This window comes from Chitinophaga japonensis (assembly GCF_007830125.1).
Lineage (GTDB): Bacteria > Bacteroidota > Bacteroidia > Chitinophagales > Chitinophagaceae > Chitinophaga > Chitinophaga japonensis.
Window position 1 is genome coordinate 682707 of record NZ_VLLG01000002.1, and the last position, 24820, is coordinate 707526.

17 protein-coding genes are annotated in these 24820 nt (G+C 53.5%); 10 read left to right on the forward strand and 7 right to left on the reverse strand.

What is annotated here, in order from left to right:
• Positions 1–67 precede the first annotated feature (67 nt).
• Positions 68–511, forward strand: coding sequence for a DUF6452 family protein (locus LX66_RS02605; RefSeq protein ID WP_145710329.1), 444 nt, complete (start codon positions 68–70; stop codon positions 509–511).
• Entirely contained in the window at positions 474–1235 is a 762-nt protein-coding gene (locus tag LX66_RS02610; protein WP_145710330.1) for a DUF6048 family protein, read from the forward strand. Before LX66_RS02605 ends, LX66_RS02610 begins: the two co-directional genes overlap by 38 nt.
• Positions 1236–1246: 11 nt before the next feature.
• Here the strand turns inward: LX66_RS02610 and LX66_RS02615 are convergent, their stop codons facing one another.
• Complete coding sequence (locus LX66_RS02615) at positions 1247–1711, reverse strand: GNAT family N-acetyltransferase (RefSeq protein ID WP_145710331.1); 465 nt, start codon at positions 1709–1711, stop codon at positions 1247–1249.
• Positions 1712–1854: 143 nt separating this feature from the next.
• On the reverse strand, positions 1855–3195 hold the full coding sequence (locus LX66_RS02620; RefSeq protein ID WP_145710332.1) for a M28 family metallopeptidase: 1341 nt from the start codon (positions 3193–3195) through the stop codon (positions 1855–1857).
• A gap of 87 nt (positions 3196–3282) precedes the next feature.
• Here LX66_RS02620 and LX66_RS02625 point away from each other — a divergent pair, with 87 nt between their 5' ends.
• From LX66_RS02625 to pbpC, 4 genes are all read left to right on the forward strand, one after another.
• Entirely contained in the window at positions 3283–4791 is a 1509-nt protein-coding gene (locus LX66_RS02625) for an ATP-binding cassette domain-containing protein (protein ID WP_145710333.1), read from the forward strand.
• 158 nt (positions 4792–4949) lie between these two features.
• Entirely contained in the window at positions 4950–5216 is a 267-nt protein-coding gene (locus LX66_RS02630) for a hypothetical protein (protein ID WP_145710334.1), read from the forward strand.
• A 195-nt stretch (positions 5217–5411) separates the two neighbouring features.
• Positions 5412–10979, forward strand: a complete 5568-nt coding sequence (locus tag LX66_RS02635) for an alpha-2-macroglobulin family protein (protein ID WP_145710335.1) — start codon at positions 5412–5414, stop codon at positions 10977–10979.
• Between the two features lie 30 nt (positions 10980–11009).
• Positions 11010–13391, forward strand: coding sequence for a penicillin-binding protein 1C (gene pbpC / locus LX66_RS02640; RefSeq protein ID WP_145710336.1), 2382 nt, complete (start codon positions 11010–11012; stop codon positions 13389–13391).
• Between the two features lie 15 nt (positions 13392–13406).
• Here the strand turns inward: pbpC and LX66_RS02645 are convergent, their stop codons facing one another.
• Complete coding sequence (locus tag LX66_RS02645) at positions 13407–14666, reverse strand: replication-associated recombination protein A (RefSeq protein ID WP_145710337.1); 1260 nt, start codon at positions 14664–14666, stop codon at positions 13407–13409.
• Between the two features lie 23 nt (positions 14667–14689).
• Positions 14690–15178 carry a hypothetical protein gene (locus LX66_RS02650; protein ID WP_145710338.1) on the reverse strand — a complete coding sequence of 163 codons (489 nt, stop codon included), beginning with the start codon at positions 15176–15178 and terminating at the stop codon, positions 14690–14692.
• A 145-nt stretch (positions 15179–15323) separates the two neighbouring features.
• Between LX66_RS02650 and LX66_RS02655 the strand changes: the two genes are divergently transcribed.
• The 4 genes from LX66_RS02655 to LX66_RS28335 all read left to right on the forward strand — a co-directional run bounded on the left by LX66_RS02655 (position 15324) and on the right by LX66_RS28335 (position 18859).
• On the forward strand, positions 15324–17372 hold the full coding sequence (locus LX66_RS02655) for a M13 family metallopeptidase (RefSeq protein WP_145710339.1): 2049 nt from the start codon (positions 15324–15326) through the stop codon (positions 17370–17372).
• Positions 17373–17574: 202 nt separating this feature from the next.
• Positions 17575–18009, forward strand: a complete 435-nt coding sequence (locus LX66_RS02660) for a DoxX family protein (protein ID WP_145710340.1) — start codon at positions 17575–17577, stop codon at positions 18007–18009.
• Between the two features lie 317 nt (positions 18010–18326).
• A complete protein-coding gene (locus tag LX66_RS02665; protein ID WP_145710341.1) occupies positions 18327–18551 on the forward strand; it encodes a hypothetical protein in 225 nt (74 codons plus the stop codon).
• Positions 18552–18577: 26 nt separating this feature from the next.
• Positions 18578–18859, forward strand: a complete 282-nt coding sequence (locus LX66_RS28335; protein WP_211365965.1) for a YHS domain-containing protein — start codon at positions 18578–18580, stop codon at positions 18857–18859.
• 132 nt (positions 18860–18991) lie between these two features.
• Here LX66_RS28335 and LX66_RS02675 read toward each other — a convergent pair whose 3' ends face one another.
• From LX66_RS02675 to LX66_RS02685, 3 genes are all read right to left on the reverse strand, one after another.
• Positions 18992–20107: a M57 family metalloprotease gene (locus LX66_RS02675; protein ID WP_145710342.1), complete on the reverse strand. Its 1116-nt coding sequence runs from the start codon at positions 20105–20107 to the stop codon at positions 18992–18994.
• A 236-nt stretch (positions 20108–20343) separates the two neighbouring features.
• Positions 20344–21699: a T9SS C-terminal target domain-containing protein gene (locus tag LX66_RS02680; RefSeq protein ID WP_158642513.1), complete on the reverse strand. Its 1356-nt coding sequence runs from the start codon at positions 21697–21699 to the stop codon at positions 20344–20346.
• An 81-nt stretch (positions 21700–21780) separates the two neighbouring features.
• The gene (locus tag LX66_RS02685) at positions 21781–24660 is read right to left on the reverse strand and encodes a TonB-dependent receptor (protein ID WP_145710344.1); all 2880 of its coding nucleotides are present in this window, start codon (positions 24658–24660) and stop codon (positions 21781–21783) included.
• Positions 24661–24820 lie beyond the last annotated feature (160 nt).

Genomic DNA, 24820 nt, shown 5'->3' on the forward strand with positions numbered 1-24820 from the left:
TACCCGTGTTTCACGCAACATCGCCCAACGATTATTATTAATTATTAATTATTCATTATTAATTATAATGGTTGCCATGGTAGGCTGCGACGATGAAACGAAGGTCTGCGACCAGGCGCTGACTACAGATACCCATATACGCTTTTTGCGGGACAGCGCCGGCATCACGCGGGACACCACGATGACGCAGGTAACACTGTATGCGCTGACCATCAAGGACAGCATCTACCGGAAACAGGCAGTGTCCAATATTTTCCTGCCCCTGTCGCCGGTAGCGGACAGCAGCCGTTTTTACCTGAAAGTGGATTCCATTTCCACACCGGATACGCTTACCTTCCGGTACTCCCGGGAACCGCATTTTATATCGCCGGGTTGCGGATTTTCTACTTTCTTTACACTGGATACGGTGATCAGCACCACCAATACCATCCGGTCACTGATCATCAATCAACGGGCAATAACCTCTTCCATTAATGATACAGCGCATATTACTCTTTATTTTGGCATTTAGCGGCTGGCTGGCAACCGCACAGGCCCAGGAAAAGCCGGTGGCTCCTCCGGCAGACAGCGCTGCGCAGCAGGCGGCCGCCAAAAAGCCTGCGCCTGTATTACCGGACAGCATTTACCGGGTGCCCGGCGGCCTGCGCCTGGGCATAGACCTCAGCCGCTTTGTGGTGAAGGCCTTCCAGCCTTACCGGACGGATGTTTCCTTCGCTGCCGATTACCGTTACCGGAAAGACCTGTACATAGCCGCGGAAGCCGGCTGGCAGGGCGTGTCGCACAGCGACAGCAACTATACCTACAAAAGCAGCGGTGTATTTTTAACCGCCGGTGTGGACTATAACTTTCTTAAAAAGCAGGAAACCCGGGAACGGTATATGTTCTACGGCGGCATCCGGTATGGTTTTGCGCAAATGAGCTACGAAGCGCCCTCCTATACCATTTATGACTCCTACTGGGGCGACAAGCTGCCGGGCAGCTTCCCGAAAAGGAATGCCAGCGCGCACTGGGTAGAGCTGATACTGGGCATTAAGGCGGAAGTGCTGAAGAATTTCTTTGTGGGCTGGAGCATCCGCGAAAAGATCAAGATCAGCGGGCCGAAGGACGATGCATTCCCTCCGATTGTGATACCGGGCTTTGGCAGCGGCACCAAGGGCTCACAGTTTGATTTTCAATACACCATCTCTTACTGCATACCGCTGGGAGACGTGAAGGTAAGAGTAAAGAGGAAGTAGGGGATTACTTCCTACATCCCACTTCTTATCATACAGATATGCGGTATATCATCCTCCAGGTACATCTCGCTGGTTTGCCGGAAACCCAGTGATTCATAGAACGCTTTCAGGTGCTGCTGCGCGCTGATCTGGATGGATTGCCGGCCAAAACGCGCTTCCAGCACAGCGATGGACCTTTCCATTAATACCCGGCCGATCCCTTTCCCCCTTACTGCACCTGCCGTCAGCACCCGCCCGATAGACGCCATCTCCCGCTGCATGCCATGTGCGCGGGCGCCCGGCCCGAAGATCCGGGTATAAGCCACCAGCCCCATACCGGCATTATATCCCATTACATGCACGGCCGCCTGGTCCGCATAATCCAGGTCCTGGTAAGGGCATCGCTGCTCCACGATGAATATCTCGTTCCGCAAATGCAGCAGGGCGTACAGCTCTGCGGTGCTCAACTCGTCAAATGTTTTTTCTATCCAGGTCATTTCTTAAAGAATTTAAACTGTAAAATCTTACATGTAAAATGTAAAAATTGGCAGGCATGTTTCAACTACCCTTTGATGTTTTAATAATACACGACAACCAACTTTTACATCTGACATTTTACATTTAAGATTTTACATTTCTTTTACCGGCCTGCAAACACGGGCAGGCTTTCCAGCCCTTTGTCCCCAACGGCCTGCACGGCAAAGAAATAATTATCCTTGGAATAAGGCAGTGTCAGCTCCGTATCCGTGGTAAAAAAGCGCCGCTGCCATACCGGGCTGGTAGTTTCCCGCATCAGCACCTGGTAGCCTTTTACCTGGCCGCTGCGGGGCCGCTGCCAGTATAGGCGGGTTACGTTGCTTAACCCGCTCACATCCATTTTTACTTCCCGCGGCTGGGAAGGCGCCCCGGCCAGGCTGGCCAGCACGGAGAGATTGAGGCAGGTGTTCTTGCGCAGGTACTCAAAATCCATAAACTCCGGCAGGTCGCCGTACACGGTATCGTTTTCCGTGCGCAGGTCCTGGTGCTGGTGCAGGTAGTTCTCATGCATGTCGGTAATGCGCACGGCCGGGAAGCCGCGGCGCAGGAAAGGCGTATGGTCGCCACCGCGCAGGAAACGGTCGTTGCGGTATATCATCACTACTTCGAGCTGGTCGGTATAACGCTCGCCCGTTTCCTTGATGTAGCGGGCCAGTTGCCGGGAGTAGCTGTCGTTCTCCATGCCCAGGGAGCGTATCTGCTGCAATTGCCTGGCGTCTGCAGTTACGGGAATACCTTCGCTGAACACACGCACTTTCGCGTTATCATGCAGGTCGGTACCGCTGGAGGTGCTTTGCCCGATCATATCATTATTCAGCATGGCCCCTATTTCCCAATGCTCCTTTTCCGCTTTGCCGGCCAGGTGGTCTGCACCCAGCAAGCCCTGCTCTTCTCCGCTCACGGCCACAAACAGGATGGAGGCCGGGAAAGCGTGCCGCGACATAATGCGCGCCATTTCCAGCACCGCCGCTACCCCGCTGCCATCGTCATTGGCGCCGGGCGCATCGCTGGTGCGGTTCATTACGTCAGACACCCGGCTGTCCAGGTGACCGCTTACAATAAAGATGCGCTTGTCCGCCGGGTCTGTGCCTTTCAGGAGGCCCATTACGTTGCCCAGGTTTACCGGCACGTCTATACGCCGGCCATCGGGCTGCAGGGTAACGGTGTCCAGCATGGCGCTGAAGCGGCCGCCGGATGCGGCCTCATAGGAGCGGAACTGCTGCAGCACCCAGTTGCGGGCCGCGCCGATACCTCGCTTTTTATCCGTGGTGCTGCTGAGCGTATGACGGGTGCCGAAGCTCACCAGTTGGTGTATATAGGATTGTAAACTGTCTGCAGATACCTGCTGCACCATTGCGCTGATGGCCGCGTTACGCGCCGGCTGCTGCGCTTGCGCCGTAAAAGCGGGCAGCAGGGCCAGTGCGCATATCCATAATTTTTGCATAGACCGTAACATTTGCCATAAAACTAGTGTAAAGCTTTTATAATTTTATGCCCTTCATCACATACAGGCAATGTCAAACAACAGATCATGAACGAGCAGGCTGCACCCTTTCTGACGCTGGAACATATTACGGTACGATACCTGGATAAGACCTTGTTCACCCACCTGGACTGGGAGGTGCTGGAAGGCCAGCAATGGGCCATTACAGGCAGCAGCGGCGCGGGCAAAACCGCCCTGCTGAACACCATTGCCGGTAAGTTTAACGTGATCAACGGCGGCATTCACTATCATTTTTATGAACAATACCGCCGCCGGCATACCATTACGGACCCGTATTTTACTTACCGCAACCTGATAGCGCAGGTAGCGCACCATCATAATTTCCGCAACCGCAGCAATACTACCGACTTTTACTATCAACAGCGCTTTAACAGTATGGACGCTTCGGATGCGCCTACCGTACAGCAGTACCTGTACGGCGAAACAGCCGGAGCGCCGCAGGAAGACCCGCTGCTGCTGCCCCTGCGCATCGGCCCCCTGATGCACAAGGAGCTGATCAAGCTCTCCAACGGCGAAACCCGCCGGGTCATGATCGCCAAAGCGCTGCTGCAAAAACCGGTGCTGCTGATGCTGGACAATCCTTTTACCGGCCTGGATGTACAGACCCGGCAGCATTTTATGGACATGGTGGACCGCATCATTGAGAGCGGTATTACGGTGCTGCTGGTGACCAGCCCCACCGAGATACCAGGCAACATCACCCATGTGCTGACACTGGACCACGGCGTTATAACAGGAAAGCATACACGCTCGGAGTTCCGGCAAGGGGAGCTGCCGGCGGCAACAGCCACTGCACCCGCACCTTCCATAGATGCGGAGCAACTGCGGGCGCTGATCGATCCTGCGCCGCGCCCCTTCCAGACCATTGTGCGCATGGAGCACGTACGGGTGCTGTACGGGGAGCACCTGATACTGGACGACATCAACTGGACGGTGCAACCCAATGAGAAATGGGCGCTGCTGGGGCCTAACGGCGCCGGTAAATCCACCCTGCTCAGCCTTATCAATGCGGATAACCCGCAGGCCTACGCCAATGAGCTGTACCTCTTTGACCGCAAGCGGGGCAGCGGGGAAAGCATCTGGGATATCAAGCGGAAGATAGGCTTTGTATCCCCGGAGCTGCACCAGTATTTCCCGGCGGGCAACAATTGCCTGCAGGTGGTTTGCTCCGGTTTTCATGATATGCTGGGCCATACCCGCACTGCCACGCCGGAACAACTGGCGCATGCGCGCGGCTGGATGGACCTACTGGGCATAGCGGCGTATGCGGCACAGCCCTTCAAACAGGTGCCGGAAAGCATACAGCGGCTGTCCCTGCTGGCCCGCGCGCTGGTAAAAAACCCGCCCCTGCTTATTTTCGACGAGCCCTGCCAGGGACTGGACCCGCAACAAAAACAGCACTTCAAAAGCGTGATAGACACGCTGTGCGCCGTCATGGAGCTGACCATGATATTTGTGACCCACTACCAGGAGGAGATACCTAATGCCGTTACTAAAGTGCTGCGGCTGGAGAAGGGAAGAGTGGCAGCGTCCTGAGCAGCAGCCGGTAGCTTCGTATATACTAAAAGGTTACCGCCCAATCAGTTTTTCCTGTTATTCTTTAAAATTTATAAACATTTTATAAAACCATGTGTTATTAATATTCGTATATCAGGTATACGATCCTCCATTTGTTTACCCATAAATTAATGAGCATGAAACCCCGTCTCCATTCATCCGCCAACCCGCTGCAGCACATTCACGAACAGCTAATGGAGCTGCCACAGGCCGTAAAGCGCCGTATCTGCACAGAATGCAACTGGAGCCTGCCTACCTATTACCGCAAGGTAAAAGGAGCTCCCATCAGCAATGCAGAAAAAGAAAAGATCACCGTTATCCTCTTTGACCAACTGCAACGCACCTGGCAGCATTGCCAGGATGGCCGCAATCCGCCTCCTGCCGCAGTACCGGTACCGGTGTAAAATTCCAAATCCCAAAATCCAGATTCCAAAATGTAGGCAGGCTACTAATAATCCTGAACGGTTACCAGTAGTTGGGGGATGACCACAAGTTTGGATTTTGGATTTGGAATTTGCTATTTGCTATTTGGAATTTTCCTCTTTGGAATTTGGATTTTGGAATTTACCTTCATGTATCACCTAAACGCGTTCAAGAGAATGTATCCCAAACCCAAATACGCGGTGCTTGCCGCTATTGCCACCTGCACACTGTTAATATTATTTTCCACGGCATGCCGGCAGGCCCGGAAGGGCATGAGCCCGGCGCTTGCCCAGTACATTGAAGCCTATACCGCCGGCGTGATCTCGAAGCAAAGCACCATCCGCGTGCAGCTCGCCGGGAATGTAAATATCACACATGCACAAAATGAAGCGCTGAAAGCTGAAGTGTTTGACTTCAGCCCGGATATTGAGGGCAAAGCCTACTGGCTAGACGCCACCACCATTGAGTTCCGGCCGGACCAGAACCTGCAGCCGGGCAAAACTTACAATGTTACCTTCCACCTGTCCAAAGTGCTAAAAGTGCCGGACGATCTATCCTCCTTCGATTTTGAGTTCCGTGTGATCAAGCCTTCTTTCTCACTGGAAACCTTTGGGCTGAGGGCCGCTGATAACGCCACCCTGGACCGCATGACCCTTTCTGGCGTGGTGCACACCGCCGATGTGGAAGACCCGCAGCAGATAGAAAAGCTGCTCAGCAATCATTACAATGGCAAATCATTGCCCGTTACCTGGCAGCACAACCCACAGGATAAAACCTCCCGCTTTGCCATCGCCAACATCAGCCGGGGCAATGCCGCCCGCAACCTGGAGCTGAGCTGGGACGGGCAACCGCTAAAGGTGGACATCAGCGGTAAAAAGACCGTTGAAGTTCCCGCCACCGGCGATTTTAAAGTGCTGGACATCCGCGCTGTAGCCGAGCCGGAACAGCACCTGCTGGTACAGTTCTCCGATCCCGTCAGCGTAGCGCAAAACCTGGACGGGCTGATAGGCATCAGCGGGCAGGGCGACCTGCGCTACTCCATAGAAGGCAGCGAAGTAAAGGTATACGCGCCGGACCGGCTGGAAGGAAATTACACCATTGCCGTAAATGAAGGTATCATCAACATAACGGATAAACGACTGGGCAAAACCATTACCGGCAATGTGAATTTTGAGAACACCATGCCGGCGGTAAGCATTCCCGGTAACGGCGTAATACTGCCGGAAAGCAACAAGTTGGCCCTGCCCTTTGAAGCCGTGAACCTGAACGCCGTGGATGTGACCATCATCAAAATATACGAGAACAACATTCCACAATACCTGCAAACCAACACGCTGAACGGCGACCAGGAACTGCGCCGGGTAGGCAAGCCCGTGGTAGAAAAGACCATCCGCCTGGATACAGACAAATCACTGAACCTGCACAAGCACAACCGCTTTTTCCTGGACCTGGAAAAGTTGCTGCGTGCAGAGCCGGGCGCCATCTACCGCGTTACGCTGGGCTTCCGCAAGGATTACACCCTGCAAACCTGCCATGAAAAGGAAGGCGATGAAGCGGACGAAGCAGCAGATGAAGATTATTACTATTATGGGGAAGACATTGATGAAGACGATGCTTTCTGGCGCCGCTATAACAGCTACTATCCTTATGGCTATAACTGGGAGGAGCGCAAGGACCCCTGCTCCAATTCCTACTACAGCAAAGACAAATGGGCCTCCCGTAATATCATTTCCTCCAACATCGGGCTGACCGCCAAACGCGGTAATGATAACAGCATGGTGGTAGCAGTAACGGATATACGCGACACCAACCCGCTGATAGGCGTGGAGCTGGAACTGCTGGACTACCAGCAGCAGGTGATCTTTAAGACCAAGAGCGACGGGGAAGGCCTGGCCAGCTTCCAGTTGAAACGCAAGCCCTGGCTGCTCATTGCCAAAAAAGGCAGCGAACGCGGCTACCTGAAGCTGGACGACGGCAGTTCCCTGCCCCTGAGCCGCTTTGATGTAAAAGGCGAGGAAGTGCAGAACGGCATTAAAGGTTTCCTCTACGGTGAGCGCGGCGTATGGCGCCCCGGCGACTCCCTCTTCCTCACTTTTATAATGGAGGACAAGGAACAAAAACTGCCGGAAAACCACCCGGTGATGCTGGAGCTGTATACGCCGAAAGGACAACTGTACAAGCGCCTGAACCAGCAGCGCTCCCTGAACGGCTTCTATAATTTTGCCACCGCCACCGCGCCGGAAGACCTTACCGGCAACTGGACCGCCAAGGTAAAAGTAGGCGGCGCGGTATTTACCAGGAACCTGAAAATAGAGACCGTAAAACCCAACCGGCTGAAAATAAACCTGGACTTCGGGCAGGCCGCGCTGTCCAAAACAACGCCGGCCGCAGGCACCCTTTCCGCCGCCTGGCTGTTTGGCGCTACCGCGCAAAACCTGAAAGCCAAGGTAGATGTAACCCTGCGCTCGCAAACCACCAGCTTCCCGAAGTTTAGCGGCTATAGTTTTGACGATCCCGTCACGCATTTTGAAACAGAAGAAAAAACACTGTTTGAAGGGGCGCTCGGCGATAACGGCACCGCACCCGTACGCGCAGACCTGCCACTGGGCAAGCTGGCGCCGGGACAACTGAAAGCCAATTTTGAAGTGAAAGTATTTGAGCCGGGCGGCGATTTCAGCATCGATCATTTTTCCATGCCCTATAATCCCTTTGCCTCCTACGCGGGCCTGCGCATTCCGCAGGGCGACCGGCTGACCGGCATGCTGCTCACGGATAAAGCGCACCCCGTAAGCATTGTGAATGTGGATGAACAGGGCAGGCTGCTCTCCGGCAACCGCGAGGTGCAGGTAGAACTGTACAAGGTACGCTGGCGCTGGTGGTGGGACGAAAGCGGGGAAAGTGAGTTCAGCAACTTCACGCAGGACAGCTATAACCAACTGCTGCAGAAAGAGACCATCACCCTGCACAACGGCAAAGGCAACTGGAACCTGCTGGTGCGCTACCCGGACTGGGGCCGCTACCTGGTAAGGGTAAAGGACCTGCAAAGCGGGCATACCAGCGGGCAAACCGTGTACATTGACTGGCCTGGCTGGGCCGAGCGCATGCAAAAGGAAAACCCTTCCGAAGCAGCCATGCTGGTATTTACTGCAGACAAGACCCAATACAACGTAGGCGACCAGGTGACCCTCACGATCCCCAGCAGCGAAGGCGGGCGCGGGCTGATCAGCATTGAATCCGGCAGCCGCGTGCTGCGCACGGAATGGATCAAGACCGAAAAAGGGCAGACGGTGTACCGCTTCAAAGCGGAAAAGAACATGGCGCCTAATATATACGTGAACGTGAGCCTGCTGCAACCGCATGCGCAAACGCTGAACGACCTGCCCATCCGCATGTATGGCACCATTCCCATAGCCGTGGAAGACCCGAATACTATTTTACAGCCGGTAGTAAAGCTGCCGGCCACACTACGCCCGGAGCAGGAAGCCAGTATTTCCGTATCAGAAGCCAGGGGCAAGGAAATGACCTACACCGTGGCGCTGGTAGATGAGGGGCTGCTGGACCTGACCCGCTTTAAAACACCGGACCCGCACAGCGCCTTCTATGCGCGCGAAGCCCTGGGCGTAAAAACCTGGGACCTGTTTGACTACGTGATAGGCGCCTGGGGCGCCGATGTGGAACGCATCCTCACCATAGGCGGTGACGAGGGACTGGACAGGAGCGCCGGCAGCGCCAAAGCCAACCGCTTTAAACCGGTGGTGAAATTCATGGGGCCCTTCCACCTGAAACGGGGACAAACGCAAACGCACCGCTTTAAGCTGCCGCCCTACATCGGCTCCGTAAAAGCCATGGTAGTGGCCGGCCAGGACGGCGCCTATGGTGCCGCGGAAAAGACCGCCGCCGTGAAAAAGCCGCTTATGCTGCTCACTTCCCTGCCGCGCGTGCTGGGCCCTTCAGAAACCATCCAGTTGCCGGTCACCGTGTTCGGGCTGGAGAACAATATCCGCAACGCCACCGTTACCCTCAGCACCAATGAGCTGCTGGAAGTAGTGGGCGAGCGCACCAAAACCGTTAGCTTTCCCCAGCCGGGCGAGCAACTGGTATATTTTGAAGTACGCGTAAAACCGCAAATCGGCATCGCCAAAGTAAAGGTAAGCGCCGCCAGCGGCAGCGAACGGGCAGAAGAGACCACGGAGCTGCAGGTGCGCAACCCCAATCCCGTGATCACCAATACCCTGGAAAATACCCTGCAGGCCGGCAGCGATTGGAGCACCTCCTTCAGCCCGGTAGGCATGGCCGGCACCAACAGCGGCATGCTGGAAGTGTCTACCATTCCCCCGCTGAACCTGGCCAAACGGCTGAATTACCTGGTGCAGTACCCCTACGGCTGCGTGGAGCAGATCACCTCCGGCGTATTCCCGCAACTGGTGCTGCCCCAGCTTACCGACCTGTCGCCCTCGCGGCAGGCGGAGATAGACCGCAACATCAAGGCCGGCATCAACCGGCTCAAAGGCTTCCAGGCATCGGATGGCGGTTTGGCCTACTGGCCCGGGCAGGAAACTTCCAATGAATGGGGTACCAACTATGCCGGGCATTTCCTGCTGGAAGCACAGGCCAAAGGCTATGCCCTGCCGCCCGGGCTGCTGGACCAGTGGAAGAAATACCAGCGCAACAAAGCAGCTACCTGGGCGCCCAGCACCTACAATTTCTATGGCGGCGACCTGGTGCAGGCCTACCGCCTGTACCTGCTGGCCCTGGCCAAGCTGCCGGAATTGGGCGCTATGAACCGCCTGAAAGCGTTCCAATACCTTTCCGATGCGGCCAAATGGCGGCTGGCGGCAGCCTACCGCCTCAGCGGGCAGCCGGAAGTAGCCAACAGCCTGGTGAAAGGGCTGAGCACCGATATCAAACCATACAACCAGCTAGGCGGCACCTTCGGCTCCGACCTGCGCGACCGGGCCATGATACTGGAAACACTTACCGCCATGGGCCAGCGCAACAAAGCAGGCGAACTGGTTAAACAGATCGCGGCACAACTGTCGCAGGAAAACTGGTACAGCACGCAAACCACCGCCTATGCGCTCATTGCCATTGCCCGCTACTGCGGCAGCAATACCGGCAGCAGCAAAATGGATTTCAGCTACCAGTTGAACGGCAGCAAAGGCACCGTAAAAAGCGACGGTTTCATCACCCAGGTGCCTGTTACCTTCAATGGCGACAACGGCAGCCTAAGCCTGCAGAACAAGGGGCAGAACGTGCTGTACGCCCGCCTGATCCTGCAGGGGCAGCCGGATGCCGGCCAGGAGCCGGAAGCTACGCACCACCCGGAAGTGCTGAGCATACAGGTGCGGTACAGCACCCGCAACGGGCAGCCGCTGGACCCGGCCACCCTGCACCAGGGCACCGATTTTATGGCCACCGTCACCATTCGTAACCCGGGCAACCGCGGCTACTACGAGCAAATGGCGCTGAACCAGGTATTCCCCTCCGGCTGGGAGATACTGAACACCCGCCTGCTGGAAAGCGACAGCGCATTTTCCCAGTCGCCGTTCACCTACATGGATATACGCGACGACCGGGTGTATACCTACTTTAACCTGGAAGAGCGGAAAACGCATACTTACAATGTGCTGCTGAATGCCGCTTACCTGGGCCGCTATTATCTCCCGGCCACTTCCTGCGGGGCCATGTACGATAATACCATACAGGATTTTGTGCCGGGCAAGTGGGTGGAGATTGTGAAGTAGTAGTGAATAATTAAGCATTAATAATTAATAATGAAGGACAGGTGGGCGCGTTGGGTAAAGGCAAGGAAATGGTGGTTGACAGGAGCTGCCGGGCTATTGCTGGGCTACTATTGCATACTGCCCCGCCATTTATTCAACGCGCCCACTTCCTTTGTAGTAGAAGATGCCGGCGGCGGGCTGCTCAGCGCCGCCATTGCGGCAGACGGGCAGTGGCGCTTCCCTGCCGGGGACGAAGTACCGGAAAAGTTCGCCCGCTGTATTACCACCTACGAGGATAAACGATTTTACTATCACTGGGGCATTGATCCCCTGGCGCTGGCCAGGGCCGTAAAGCAGAACCTGCGGCAACGCCGGGTGGTGAGCGGGGGCAGCACCCTTACCATGCAGGTGATACGCCTGGCGCGCAACCAGCCGCGCAACCTCTGGCAAAAAATGGTGGAGGCCGTACTGGCCACCCGCCTGGAATTTGCCCGTTCCAAGAAAGAGATACTGGCCCTGTATGCCGGCCATGCGCCTTTCGGGGGTAATGTGGTAGGCCTGGAGGCCGCCGCCTGGCGCTATTATGGCCGCAGCCCGGAACAACTGTCCTGGGGGGAAATGGCCGCCCTGGCCGTACTGCCCAACAGCCCGGCGCTGGTGCACCCCGGCCGCAACCGCCAGCTATTGGCGGCCAAACGTAACCAACTGCTGGACAAGTTGCAGCAGCGGCACTATATTGACAGCCTTACCTGCCGCCTCTCCAAGCTGGAGCCACTGCCGGCGGAGCCGCTGCCACTGCCGCAATGGGCGCCCCACCTGCTGGACCGCTTCCGGAAAGATCACACCGCACAGGATGGCAGCACCCGCATCCGCAGCACCGTGGAAGCAGCCCTGCAAAGGAACGTCGCCAGCATCGTGGAACGCTACCACCGCCAGTACAAGGCCAACGGCATCAACAATGCCGCCGCCCTGGTGCTGGACGTGGAGACCGGCAATACCCTGGCCTATGTAGGCAATGTTTACCATCCCGGTGATCTGGAGCTGGAAAGCCATGTAGACATTATACAGGCCCCGCGTAGCCCCGGCAGCACCCTCAAGCCGCTGCTGTACGCTGCCATGCTTACAGATGGGCTGCTGCTGCCGCACACGCTGGTGCCGGACATTCCCACACAGATAGCCGGCTATACCCCGCAAAACTTTGACCTGGGTTTTGACGGCGCCGTACCGGCCTCGCGGGCGCTGTCCCGCTCCCTCAACATCCCCGCCGTGCGCATGCTGCGGGAGTACCGCTATGAGCGCTTTCATGCGCTGCTGAAGAAGATGGGCATCACTACCATGCAACGCCCGGCGGATCATTACGGCCTCTCCATGATACTGGGCGGCGGCGAAACCAGCCTCTGGGAGCTGACCGGCATGTACGCCAGCATGGCCCGCATACTGCTGCACCAGGACCAATACCAGGGTAAGTATGATGCAGATGATATTCACCCGCCCAACTACCGGCAGGATATGCGCCGCCCCTCCCAACACAAGCCCGGCGTAGCCGGTGTGCTGGATGCCGGCGCTATCTGGTACGCCTTCCAGGCCATGGAGGAAGTGATGCGCCCCGGGGAAGAGCTGCTGTGGCAGCAATTTTCCTCCACCCAGCGCATTGCCTGGAAAACAGGCACCAGCTTCGGTTTCCGGGATGGGTGGGCCATCGGCGTAACACCGCAATATGTAGTAGGCGTATGGGTAGGCAATGCAGACGGGGAGGGCCGCCCGGGGTTGATAGGCGTATCTACCGCAGCGCCGGTGCTGTTTGACATCTTCCGCCTGCTGCACACCGGCAACTGGTTTTCCACCCCGTACAGCAAGCTGCGTAAAATTGAAGTATGCCGGCAGAGCGGCCACCGTGCATCGGAACTCTGCCCTGACAAAGATTCCCTGTGGGTGCCGGCAGCAGGCCTGCGCACCGGCGTATGCACCTATCACCAGCTAGTGCACCTGGACCATACCGGGCAATACCGCGTAACGGCCAACTGCGAAGCGCCGGGGCAAATGCAGCACAAAGCCTGGTTTGTATTGCCGCCCGCCATGGAATTTTACTACCGTACCAAAAACAGCTACCTGCCCCTGCCGTCGTATAAGCCGGACTGCCTGGCCTCCCTGTACCAGGACAAGCCACCCATGGAGCTGATCTATCCGCGCCCCAATGCGCGCATTTATGTACCCATAGAAATAGACGGGAAACCGGGGCAAACCATTTTTACCGCCACGCACCGCAATACGGCCGCGCACATCTACTGGCACCTGGACAACACCTATGTAGGCGCCACCACGGAGTTTCACCAGGTAGCCCTGCACCCCGCGCCGGGCATACACACCATTACCCTGGTGGATGAGAACGGGGAAGAGCTGCAAAGGAAATTTGAAGTGCTAAAGAAAGAATAATGAGAATGTAAAATATCAATAACCATACTTCTCCTTCCACAACCCTCTCAAATACTTCCGCAGCTCTTCTTCCCGGGCGTTCTTACCGGGATCGTACAGCGTGGTGCCGCGGATCTCGTCCGGCAGGTATTCCTGGGCGGAGAAATTGTTGTCAAAATCATGCGCGTAAGCGTATCCTTTGCCGTAGCCCTGCTGCTTCATCAGTTTAGTGGGCGCATTGCGGATATGCAGGGGCACCGGCAGGTCGCCGGTTTGCGATACCAGTGACTGAGCTTTGTTGATGGCCATGTAGGCCGCATTGCTTTTAGGCGAGGAAGCCAGGTAAGTAGCGCACTGCGACAGGATGATCCGGGCCTCCGGGTAGCCGATCATGTTCACGGCCTGGAAGCAACTGGTAGCCAGCAACTGCGCATTGGGATTGGCATTGCCGATATCTTCCGAAGCCAGTATCAGCAGGCGGCGGGCGATGAACTTGACATCCTCCCCGCCTTCTATCATCCGCGCCAGCCAGTATACCGCCGCATTGGGATCGCTGCCGCGGATGGATTTGATGAAGGCGGAAATAATATCATAATGCTGTTCGCCGGTCTTATCATAGATCGCGATACGTTGCTGGGCAATGTCCATCACCACCTTGTCCGTGATCACGATGGGGCCGTTGCCCTGCAGGGTGTCCACCACCAACTCAAAGAGGTTGAGCAGCTTGCGGGCGTCGCCGCCGGCAATATTCAGCAGGGCCGTAGTTTCTTTTATTTCTATCTGCTGCTCCCGCAGCCACTCGTCCCTTTGCATGGCTAGTTGCAGCAGTTGCCGCAGCTCCGGTTCCCCCAGGGGTTTCAGCACATATACCTGGCAGCGGGACAGCAGGGCCGAATTCACTTCGAAAGAGGGATTCTCCGTGGTAGCGCCGATGAGGGTGATGATCCCTTTTTCCACGGCGCCCAGCAATGCATCCTGCTGCGATTTATTGAAGCGGTGTATCTCGTCAATGAACAGTACGGCGTGCCCCTGCCGCCGTGCGATCTCGATCACTTCCCGCACTTCCTTTACACCGGCCGCAATGGCGCTGAGCGTATAAAAAGGCACCTGCAGGGTATGGGCGATAATGTTGGCGATCGTGGTTTTGCCCACGCCGGGAGGGCCCCACAATATCATGGATGGAATTTTGCCCTGTTGCAACGCCTTGCGCAAAATGCTGCCTTCACCGGTCAGGTGCTCCTGCCCTACCAGTTCGTCCAGCGCTGCCGGTCTTAAACGTTCTGCTAAAGGTTCCATATAAATAGCTGTTGGCTAAAAGCTTATTTCTTTTCCTGCCATTGACGGAGGAAAGCAAATGACAGGGCGCAGTTGACCAGCACCGCCGCCGCATGTATGATCAGGAAGATGATCAGCCCCGTCATCAGGCTGCGCATGGCGTCCATACCGGGCGCAGGTTGGTTTTGCGGCAGTTGCAGCATGGCCTGCTGCAGCATTTCATCCATATTGTTCAACCCGAAAATGCCGTTGGTGATCAGCAGCACGGCATAAAAGATCGCCATAAAACCCATGATGCGGATACCGCCGGGGGTATTGGCTTTCAGCGGCCGTGCAGGGTCCCGCAGGCTTTGCTGCAGGGAAATGCTCAGGATGCTGTGTATCACTACGGAGCCGGTCAGCAGCGTAAAGATCAGCACCGGCGACAGCGCGGGCATAAACAACAACGCCAGCAACAGCATCAGTACAAAAAAACCTGCGACCAGTAGGTTAATAATGCTAAGTACCCTGAATATTCCGAACTTTGAAGACATACTCACACTTTTAATAATTGCAGCTACAAACCTAGCTAAATTAGTTGATAGTGAACCGGCCATCCCGTTTTAGCCCCTGTAATCCGCGGAAGCCGTTAAATAATGGTTAAATCATGTATATTTAAACACTAAACCTGTTTTACTTATGAATAACAAGCATGCTGCAAAGCTACTATTGCTGGCGGCCATTTCTACCATGGCAGCCTGCAATTCCCAAACCTCCAACCAGGCGGCAGACTCCACCAAAGTGCCGGCCTTTGATCTGAGCTCCATTGATTCCAGCCACCAACCATGTGAAGATTTTGATGAATTTGCCAACGGCAACTGGAAAAAGAATAATCCTATACCTTCCACGGAAAGCCGCTGGGGCGCTTTTAACGTACTGGATAAGGAAAACAAGGAAGTAAGACTGAAAGGCATCATAGCAGCGATCAGCCAGCAGACCGACCTGAAAAAAGGTACGGAGGAACAGCAGATCGCGGACTACTACCGGTCTTTCCTGGATACCACCACCATTGAAAAGCTGGGCATCTCCCCGCTGCAGCCCTATCTTGATAAGATCAATGCCGTGCAGTCGCTGGACGACTGGTCTACCGTTACCGGCGAGCTGCAGAAGATAGGCGTGAACACCTTTGCCGTGTTCAGCGTAGATGCTGATGCACGCAACAGCTCCATGAATGCACTGTATGAGTACCAGGCCGGCCTGAGCCTGCGCGAGCGCAGCTATTACGACCGGATGGATTCCAACACCGTGAATGTGCGGAATGAATTTGTAAAGCACGTGGATACCATGTTCCGGATGGCAGGTTTCGCGGATAAAGATCCCGGTAAAACCCTGCTGAACTTTGAAACCAAGCTGGCCAAGCTGCAATTGACCAATGTGGAGCGCCGCGACCCGGTGAAGACCTATAACAAAGCGCCTTTCAGCGAACTGAAAACGCTGGCGCCCCAGTTTAACTGGGACTACTATGCCAGCACGCAGGGCATTCAAACAGATACGGTTATCATCGAGAACAAAGACTACCTGAAGAAAGCCGGTGCACTGCTGAAAGCCACCCCGATGGAAACATTGAAAATGTATGCCCGCTGGCAGCTCCTGCACCGCTTTGCCAGCTACCTGCCGCAGAAGTTCGACCAGGCCAATTTCTACTTTTACGGTACGGTGATGAGCGGGCAGAAAGAGCAGAAGCAACGCGTGGAAAGGGCTATCCGCTCTACGGACGGTACGCTGGGCATGCCCCTGGGCAAGCTGTTCGTAAAGCAGTATTTCCCGGAAAGCTCCAAGCAGAAAGTGTCTGAAATGATCGAGAACGTACGCTCCGTATACGGTGAGCGGATAGACAAGCTGACCTGGATGAGCGACTCTACTAAAAAAATGGCGCACAAAAAGCTGGCTTCCTTCACCTACAAGATCGGTTACCCGGACAAATGGAAGGATTATTCCACCATCAATGTACAAGCCGGCAACCTGGTCGACAATATTATTTCCGCCAGCATTTACGGGAATAATGAAGCAGTGGCCAAAATAGGCAAGCCGGTGGACAAGCAAGAGTGGTTCATGACGCCGCAGACCGTGAATGCCTACTACAACCCGCTGAATAATGAAGTGGTGTTCCCCGCCGGCATCCTGCAACCCCCGTTCTTCAATCCCGATGCGGACGACGCCATTAACTACGGCGGCATCATTGCCGTAATAGGCCACGAGTTCACCCACGGTTTTGACGACCAGGGCTCCCAGTTTGATGCGGACGGTAACCTGAAAAACTGGTGGACCGCTGCAGACCGCGCCAACTTCGACAAGCTGACCGGCAAGTATGTGCAATACTTCAGCGGTATAGAAGCCCTGCCGGGCTTTAACATCAATGGCGCGCTCACCATTGGTGAGAACGTGGCGGACCTGGGCGGCCTTACCCTGGCCTACCATGCGCTGGAAAAATCACTGGAGGGCAAGCCGGAGCCGGAACCGATTGACGGTTACAACTGGAAGCAGCGTTTCTTCCTGGGCTGGGCACAGGTATGGCATGGCAATACTACGGATGCCGCCCTGCGCAACCAGATCCAGACAGACCCGCACTCCCCCGCGCGCTACCGGATCAATGGTCCCCTGCCGCATATGAAGGAGTTCCAGGAAGCCTGGGGCTGCACCAGCGGCAAAATGGTGCTGCCGGACAGCGCCCGCGTGGTGATCTGGTAAGTAATTCCTGCACTGGAAAAAATAGCAAAGAGGGTGTATCTAAAGTACGATACACCCTCTTTTTATCCCGGTACCTGGCAAAAACCGGCTTTGATGTCGCAAACTACCCCTCAAGTTGTCGTATTCACGCATTACCGCTTTCATGGAAGGGAAATAGCTTTGCATTAAACAAACAGACCAACAAACCTAAAAATCTTGCATCATGAAAAAGAATAAGATCATCTTCTGGATTGCCACTGCCATTATCGTACTGTGGGATGGCGTAATGCCGGGCCTTACTTCTCATACCCCCCTTGCCGTGGAAGCTATCAGGAAGCTGGGGTATCCCGATTATTTCAGGGTAATGCTCACCGTATTTAAAGTGACCGGCGCCATACTGCTGGTGTTTCCCTTTGTTCCCGCCCGCCTGAAGGAATGGGCATATGCCGGCTTCGGCATCAGCCTGATCTGCGCTGCTGTAAGCAATGCGGTGGTGTATGGCTTCGGCAGCTTTGCCATCTTCCCGCTGGTGATCCTGGCTATACTGGTGGTGTCTTACGTCTACTATCACAAGCTGCTGGATGCCGGCGCCTTCCGCCGTGGCCGCAGCCGCGTGGCGCAGGGCGATTTTGACAACGCAGGTGTAGTGCTGCAGTAAAAGGCAGCAATAACAAGCGCTGTCAATGCCAGCCTGCCAGGTGGCGACGCCCACCAAAACGATGGCGCGCTCCATCTGCCTGCTGACACGATACATCTGTCATGTTTCACACTCCACTTTCCAGGTGGCGGTGTCCACCTGGAAAGTGGCAACGCCACCCTGTCAGTTTAAGGGCTCATTTAATGTGTTGGCGGGGTCTTTTAAACAGTTGCCGGCTTCTTTTAAAGAACTGTCCACGGATTTTAAAGTCCTGCTCCCTTCCTTTTAACCGATTGGTCATTTTGCCGTACCTTTATGCGGTCTTTAAAAACAGCGTGATGAAGCATTTATTGAAACAGTATCAAAAGGAGATCAGGAACATACTGCTGTTGGCATTGGTGGTAGCGTTGATTCCCTACGTACCGCAGGCGGTGCATTTTATACGGACATTTACCGGCACCATGCTGCTGATAGGCGTCCTGTGCGGCTGCGTACTGGGCCTGAGCCTGAAACTGCACTACCGGATCATGGTAATGCGTATTTCACAGGATAACAGCAATTAAAAGTAAAAAGCAAAAAACATCCTTTTATGCAAAGGTTATGCTATAGCATCTTACTGGCCGGGATATTAGCGGCCTGCGGAACCAGTACTACGCAACAACAGGAAACCACCACTGCGGAACAGGGGGCTATCACTGCCATTGCCAGCAGCCTGCCCGGCGATCCGGTGTGCGAAATGCCTTATGATACCAGCTACCAGGAATGGAGCGTGTATAAAGGGGATACCGTGTATTTCTGCTCTCCCACCTGCAAAGGCGTGTTTGATAAGAACCCGGAGAAGTATGCAGCGAATTTGAAGCAGGGGGAATAATGACCCATTCATTACGACGCTTTTATGTCGTAATGCCCCACATTACGACATAAAAGTGTCGTAATGTGAGGCAAAAAAGCCTACTCACGCAAAAAAATGGGTAGGCCTTTTTTATGAGAAAAATTCTTATTATTAAAGCACAGTGATCGTTCTTACATTCCAAGTGCTGGTGCATCCCTTGCTTATAATAATACGGTGCCTGAAAGTATAAGTCCCTGGCGCCAGAATGGGAATTACAGCCTCCGGATCAGCGTCGCTATATGTGTAGCTAAATCCTGAATTATTGGTAATTTCCCATTCAACCAAATCAACACTTCCACGATAAGAAGGATATATTGATCCACTTATTGTTCCTGAAGGCCCACTGTTGGGAAGATCAATATAAGTTTGCAGGTTGCAGAAGTGTAAGGGATATAAAGTGCTTATCGCCGTTCTGTCATAACTGGAAAAGAGCACGCTGCCATCGTTGTTGATATCAAAAATTGCACGCATGAGTGAGCTATAATCCTCCACCGGAATATTGGGAAAATAATTGGCGCCCTCTACTCCTGTACCTTCTCCACGAAGATCCCAATCACTATGTCTGAGTCCTACCATATGACCTATTTCATGCGCTATGATCCAGCTAATCTGCCTGTAAGTCAGGTTAAGTGAATTGATGTAATCCATATCTACAAGAATATTATAACCGGGCACCCCATTGATATCGGGTAAGCCGGGATAATCATTAAGTGCCAAAATCCCGCCAGGTAATGTAGCATTGATAATTTCCCAGTTATATCCTGCATCTGCATGCGAGATCGTATGGAAATTAAGACTGGAGTTAGTTACCCCGTTCCACTCCTGAACAGCGCGGAGTATTCCCTGATAGTATGTAGAATTCCCCCAAAATGTTTCTGATAGAAAAATCCTGATATTATTCATATTGAGCAGGGTGTTGGTGTAAGCATGCCTTCCATTCTTGTCGGAAGAAGAAAGCTTTACTGTATCCAGAAAACTTTTTGCCATTGGGATATCCCCCTCTACTATGAACAGGGAGTCATAGTTCCTTGCGCCTGTTGTATCAAATCCTAACTGATGGATTCGCAGCAGATATTTGGAATCTATTTTCTTTTCCTGGATGGGGTCAGTGTCAGGTGGTTGCTGGGGCACTTCTGCTTTTTTACACGCGGTAAAGATGCCGATTAGGCACGTAAATAGGGGCATGTACCTCCATACTTGCTTTTCCATAGTTACTTGTTTTTTCATGAGGAGTCGATTTAGTTAACAAAGCATATAACCTCTCAAGGTATATTTATTCAGGAAGTGGGTAACACACAATATCAGGCAGCTACAAACAATATTCTAGGTAATCTCAAAGTAGGGCTTTTTATACTGTTAGTATGTTAAGTTAATGTTACCTTCAGTTACAGGCATAAAAAAACCGTCCCGCTAAAAAGCAGGACGGTGCTTGAACAGTTTATGAAAATCTACGCTTACGTTGATTAATAATCCGTGTTCTGAGGATCCCAGTTAGCCCAGCCGGCAGTCCAGTCTTCCGTATCCATCGCACCCTGGTAAGCTACCGTGGTCAGACCGGTCAGACCTTCGAAGTTAGCGCCGGTTTTAGCAGTAGCACCGGTTTTCAGCTTCAGGTTCAGGGAAGAAAGATCAATGCTCTCGATACCTGCATCCGCTGCAGCGGCCAGGATAGTGTTACCCCAATTGTCAACTGCATTTTCTCTCAGCAGGTCTACAGTCAAGCCGGTAGCGTTAGATACTTTGAAATCGCCATCGATGCCGAACAGCAGGTTGTTCTTCAGCTCCGCGTTGCTGCCGGCAGTATTGCTTAACAGCGCATCAGCAGCAGTTTGACCGTTGATTTCAACAGCTACCGTCTTTGCGTTCACTACGATATTGTTGCGGAAAACAAAACGGCTATTCAGGCCAAAATGCACGCCTGCTCCATGACGCGTGCCTCCATCAGCACCGGGACCAACGAAGGTGAAGTTGGAGATAACGGGCCGGGAATATACGTCACCGGTTACGGAGCCTTTGTTTTCCAGCTCAATGCCCCTGGAAGTACCAGCATCATCAGCTACTCCCGGATCCTTCACAGAGATACCGAACTGCAGGCTACCATTGTAACCCTGGTCAAAATCGAAATCGTCATCCGTAGTTCTGTAAGCAACCAGGTGATGCGCGCTAACAGAGCCGCCGAAGAACTCAAAACCGTCGTCGCCACCGAAAGATACCTGTACGTGGTGTACCTGGGTAGCGCTACCTACACCGCACAGGGTCAGGCCGTTAATCTCCTTGTCTACTTCAATAGGAATACCCGCATATTCGATACGTACATAGTAAAATTCACCGGAGTTGTCGGCATCGTTTGTGCCGCCGTAAGCAGCTACACCGGTACCCAGTACACCGCCTTCGTATTGGCCGGTACCGTCAGCAGTGTTAACATGTGCTTTACCGGCAATGATCACACCGGCCCAGTCGCCAATGGCCCTGGAGCCTTTAGGCTGGTTGGAAGTAAATACAATCGGATCTTCAGCAGTACCCTGTGCGTGGATCTGGCCACCGCGCTCAACGATCAGGGCTGCTTTGGTAGCTTTATCACCCTTGATCAACGTACCGGCTTCGATAGTCAGGCTACCGCCGTCCATTACGCGCACATACCCTTTTAAAGTATAAACAGTATCTGCTGACAATGTTCTGCTGCCAGTGATCTGACCTTCAATGGTGCCTTCTGCACTGCCGGTAGGAGGCGGTGTAGGATTATCGTCATCACTACAAGCTACAAAACCCATAGAAGCTGCCAGAAACAAGTAGGCAAAAGATTTTAATTTAATAACCATGATAGTTTAGATTTTACAGACTTTAAAATTAGCTTCGGCGTATTAAGGAATTGTTAATGGAACATTATCGTATTGATAACATTAAAATTTGTAACCAAATGATAATGTGATATTGGTTCCAAACCGTACGCTGTTGATCAGTTGGTCATTGGCCTTGTCATAGCGTTTGTTATCATTCAGGTCCTGGTAGAAGTTGAGCCGCTGGTTCAGCAGGTCGCGTACATTCAGTTTTATCTCACCTTTATTGCGGATAACCTTCTTGCTGATCTGCAGGTCTACCAGGTCGCGCGGCGCTTCATAAATATCCGGGTAGTCTGCCTGGAACTTACCATCCACATACTGCCCGAAACCTACTACAGACAAGCGGCGGCCAATACGGTTATACAGCACGTTCACCAGGAAATCATTATTAGCGTTGGCATATTGCAGCCCGCCATTGATCAGGTAGGGAGACTGTCCCTGCAGCGGGCGTTTATCCTTAATGGTAGCCAGGTCCAGTGAGGAGAAGTCCACTTCGGATTTTATCAGCGCAAAGTTTACATAAGCGGTCAGCGCATTCAGCACCCTGGAGGTATTGCTGATAAAGCCCAGGTTCTCGCGTATCTCCATTTCACCACCATATACATTGGCTTTCGGCGCATTGATGTAGGACATGGTTTTGCTGGCCGCAGTAGAACCGGAGTTCACGAACAGCTCGATGGGTTTCTCCAGGCGCTTGTAGAAACCGGATACGGAAATGATCTGGCCGGAAGCCGGGAAAAATTCATAGCGCAGGTCCATGTTATCGATCCGGGTGCGCTTCAGGTCCGGGTTACCGATCATCACGATGCCCGTTTCAAAATTATAGAAGGAGAAAGGCGCCAGTTCCCTGAATTCCGCCCTGGCCACTGTTCTTGAATAGCTGGCGCGGATGTTCGCCTTGTCAGTTACTGCATAGCTGACGTTCAGGGAAGGCAGGAGATCGTTGTATTCATTCCGGATACTCAGGGGCCCAGAGTTCAGGCGGGTGTCCAGCTTTTCGTTATAGTTCTCGAAACGCACACCCCAGGCCAGTTTCAGCTTGCTCCACATTTCATTGTTGAACATGATGTAACCGGCAGACAGGTCGCCGCTGGCCTCATATTTGTTACGCGGGTCGGTGATCTCGTCCATGATAAACCCGGTGGGACCTATGTTTTCCGGCGCAAATATCTGGTCCGCAGGCAGGGTCAGCAGGGCGGAGTTGAACTGGCTATAGTCCGTTCTTACATATCCCATGATCCGGGCGCTGAAGTCCCTTTGACGGTACTGCTTCCACACGCCTACTTTAAAGGACTGTGTTTGCCCGGCTATTTTGAAAGGCTGCTGGTAGTTGGCAGCGCCGGCATACATATTCTCTGTAAGATCGCTGTAGAAACGGCCGGCAGTGGAAGGAGTGGCTACCTGCGGCACAGAGGCCTGGTAAGGCACGCTCTCGTCATTCGCATCGCTGAGCAGCTTGGAGTAATAGAGCCTGCGCAGGTCCGGTTGCTCGCGTTTGGTGCGGCTGTAGGACAGGTCCCAGGTCAGTTTGGCGTTGTTGGCCCCCAGGCGGTGATCGCCTTCCAGCAGGGTATTGATCAGCGATTTCTGGGATACTTCAAACTGCAGGTTACGCTGCGTATAATCCTGGTCAAAGATGCCGGAACGGTCTATATAGCTGTCATCAAAGGTCTGGTTGAAAATGTTCTTCCAGGCGATCTTTGAATTTTTGCGGCTGATGGCAAAATTAGCCAGCGCGCCTACGCTGGTATTGAAACGGTATATCCTGTCATTGTACTCGAACAAGGGTATGCCCTTGCCGGTATTCACATAGTCTACTTCGTTGAAGTCATTCCTTACCTGCTCGTTAATGGTAGCGCTGTTGCGGTAAGAGAGTGACAGCATGGTACCAAAACGGTAATCGTTCTTCAGGTCATAAGAGTTCCCGTATACGAACTGCGCGTTCTGCGAAGGCATAACGGTACCGCGCTTTTCAATGCCCCAGGTGTTCTTGAAATCCTTGGAGAGCGCCAGGCGCTGGTCGCGGGTCATGTTCACATACTCTTCGCGGGTGGCAGGGAAAGAAGAAGGAATCTTCCTTAAGCCATTGTCAAAGCCCAGGTAATCCAGGCCGCCTTTTTTGCTGCCGTAGAAATCCTTGAAGGTGGAAATGGTATTGTACCCGATGCCGTAGTTCAGCTCCATGGTACGGGTAGTGGGGAAATCCTTTGTTTTCATCATCACGATACCGCCGGAGAAATCGCCCGGCAGATCCGGCGTAGCCGTTTTATTGATCACGATCTGGTCTATCAGGTTGGACGGTACGATGTCAAAGGAAAATGCTTTCCGGTCCGGCTCGGAGCTGGGCAGGGGCGCATTGTTCACCAGGGTGGAGTTATAACGGTCGCTCAGGCCGCGTACGATCACGAACTTGTTATCCTGTATGCTGGCGCCGCTCACTCTTTTCAGCACTTCGCCGGTATTACGGTCAGGTGATTTTTTGATCACTTCAGAAGAGATACCATCAGAAACGCTGGCGTTATTCTTCTGGAAAGAGTAAAGAGAGGCCAGTGTCTCCTGTTTGAAGGAGCCACGGATCACCACTTCCTTCAGCTCCTTGGACTGCGGTTCGTCCATTACAATATCCAGGTTGGTTACGGCGCCCGCTTTTACGATCACGCCGCTGATGGATTTGGTCTGGTAGCCCATGTACTTGTAGTCAAGGGTATAGGTACCGGGGGCAATTGTTATTACATAGCGGCCTTCCACATCTGTAACTGCACCTGTAGTGGTACCCTGTACCAATACTGTAACCCCTATCAGTGCTTCGCCAGTCTTTTTATCAGTTAGTTTTCCGGTTATTTTCCCGGGGTCTGTGGTTGCAAATACGTTATGCGTAAAACCCAATAGCAATATAAAAGCCCAAAGTTGGATAAGCGTAGATTTGCGTATAATCTTCATCACCAGTTATTAGAATTTGACCGCAAAACTATCACCGGGCTATTATCGCATTGTTAAGCCAATGTTACCAGAATGTTAATTGTTAAGGAATTATTAAAAAATCGTTATCAATCAGCAGGAAAACGAAGGAGAAGGTGCAGGAATATGGTGATGAAGGGTG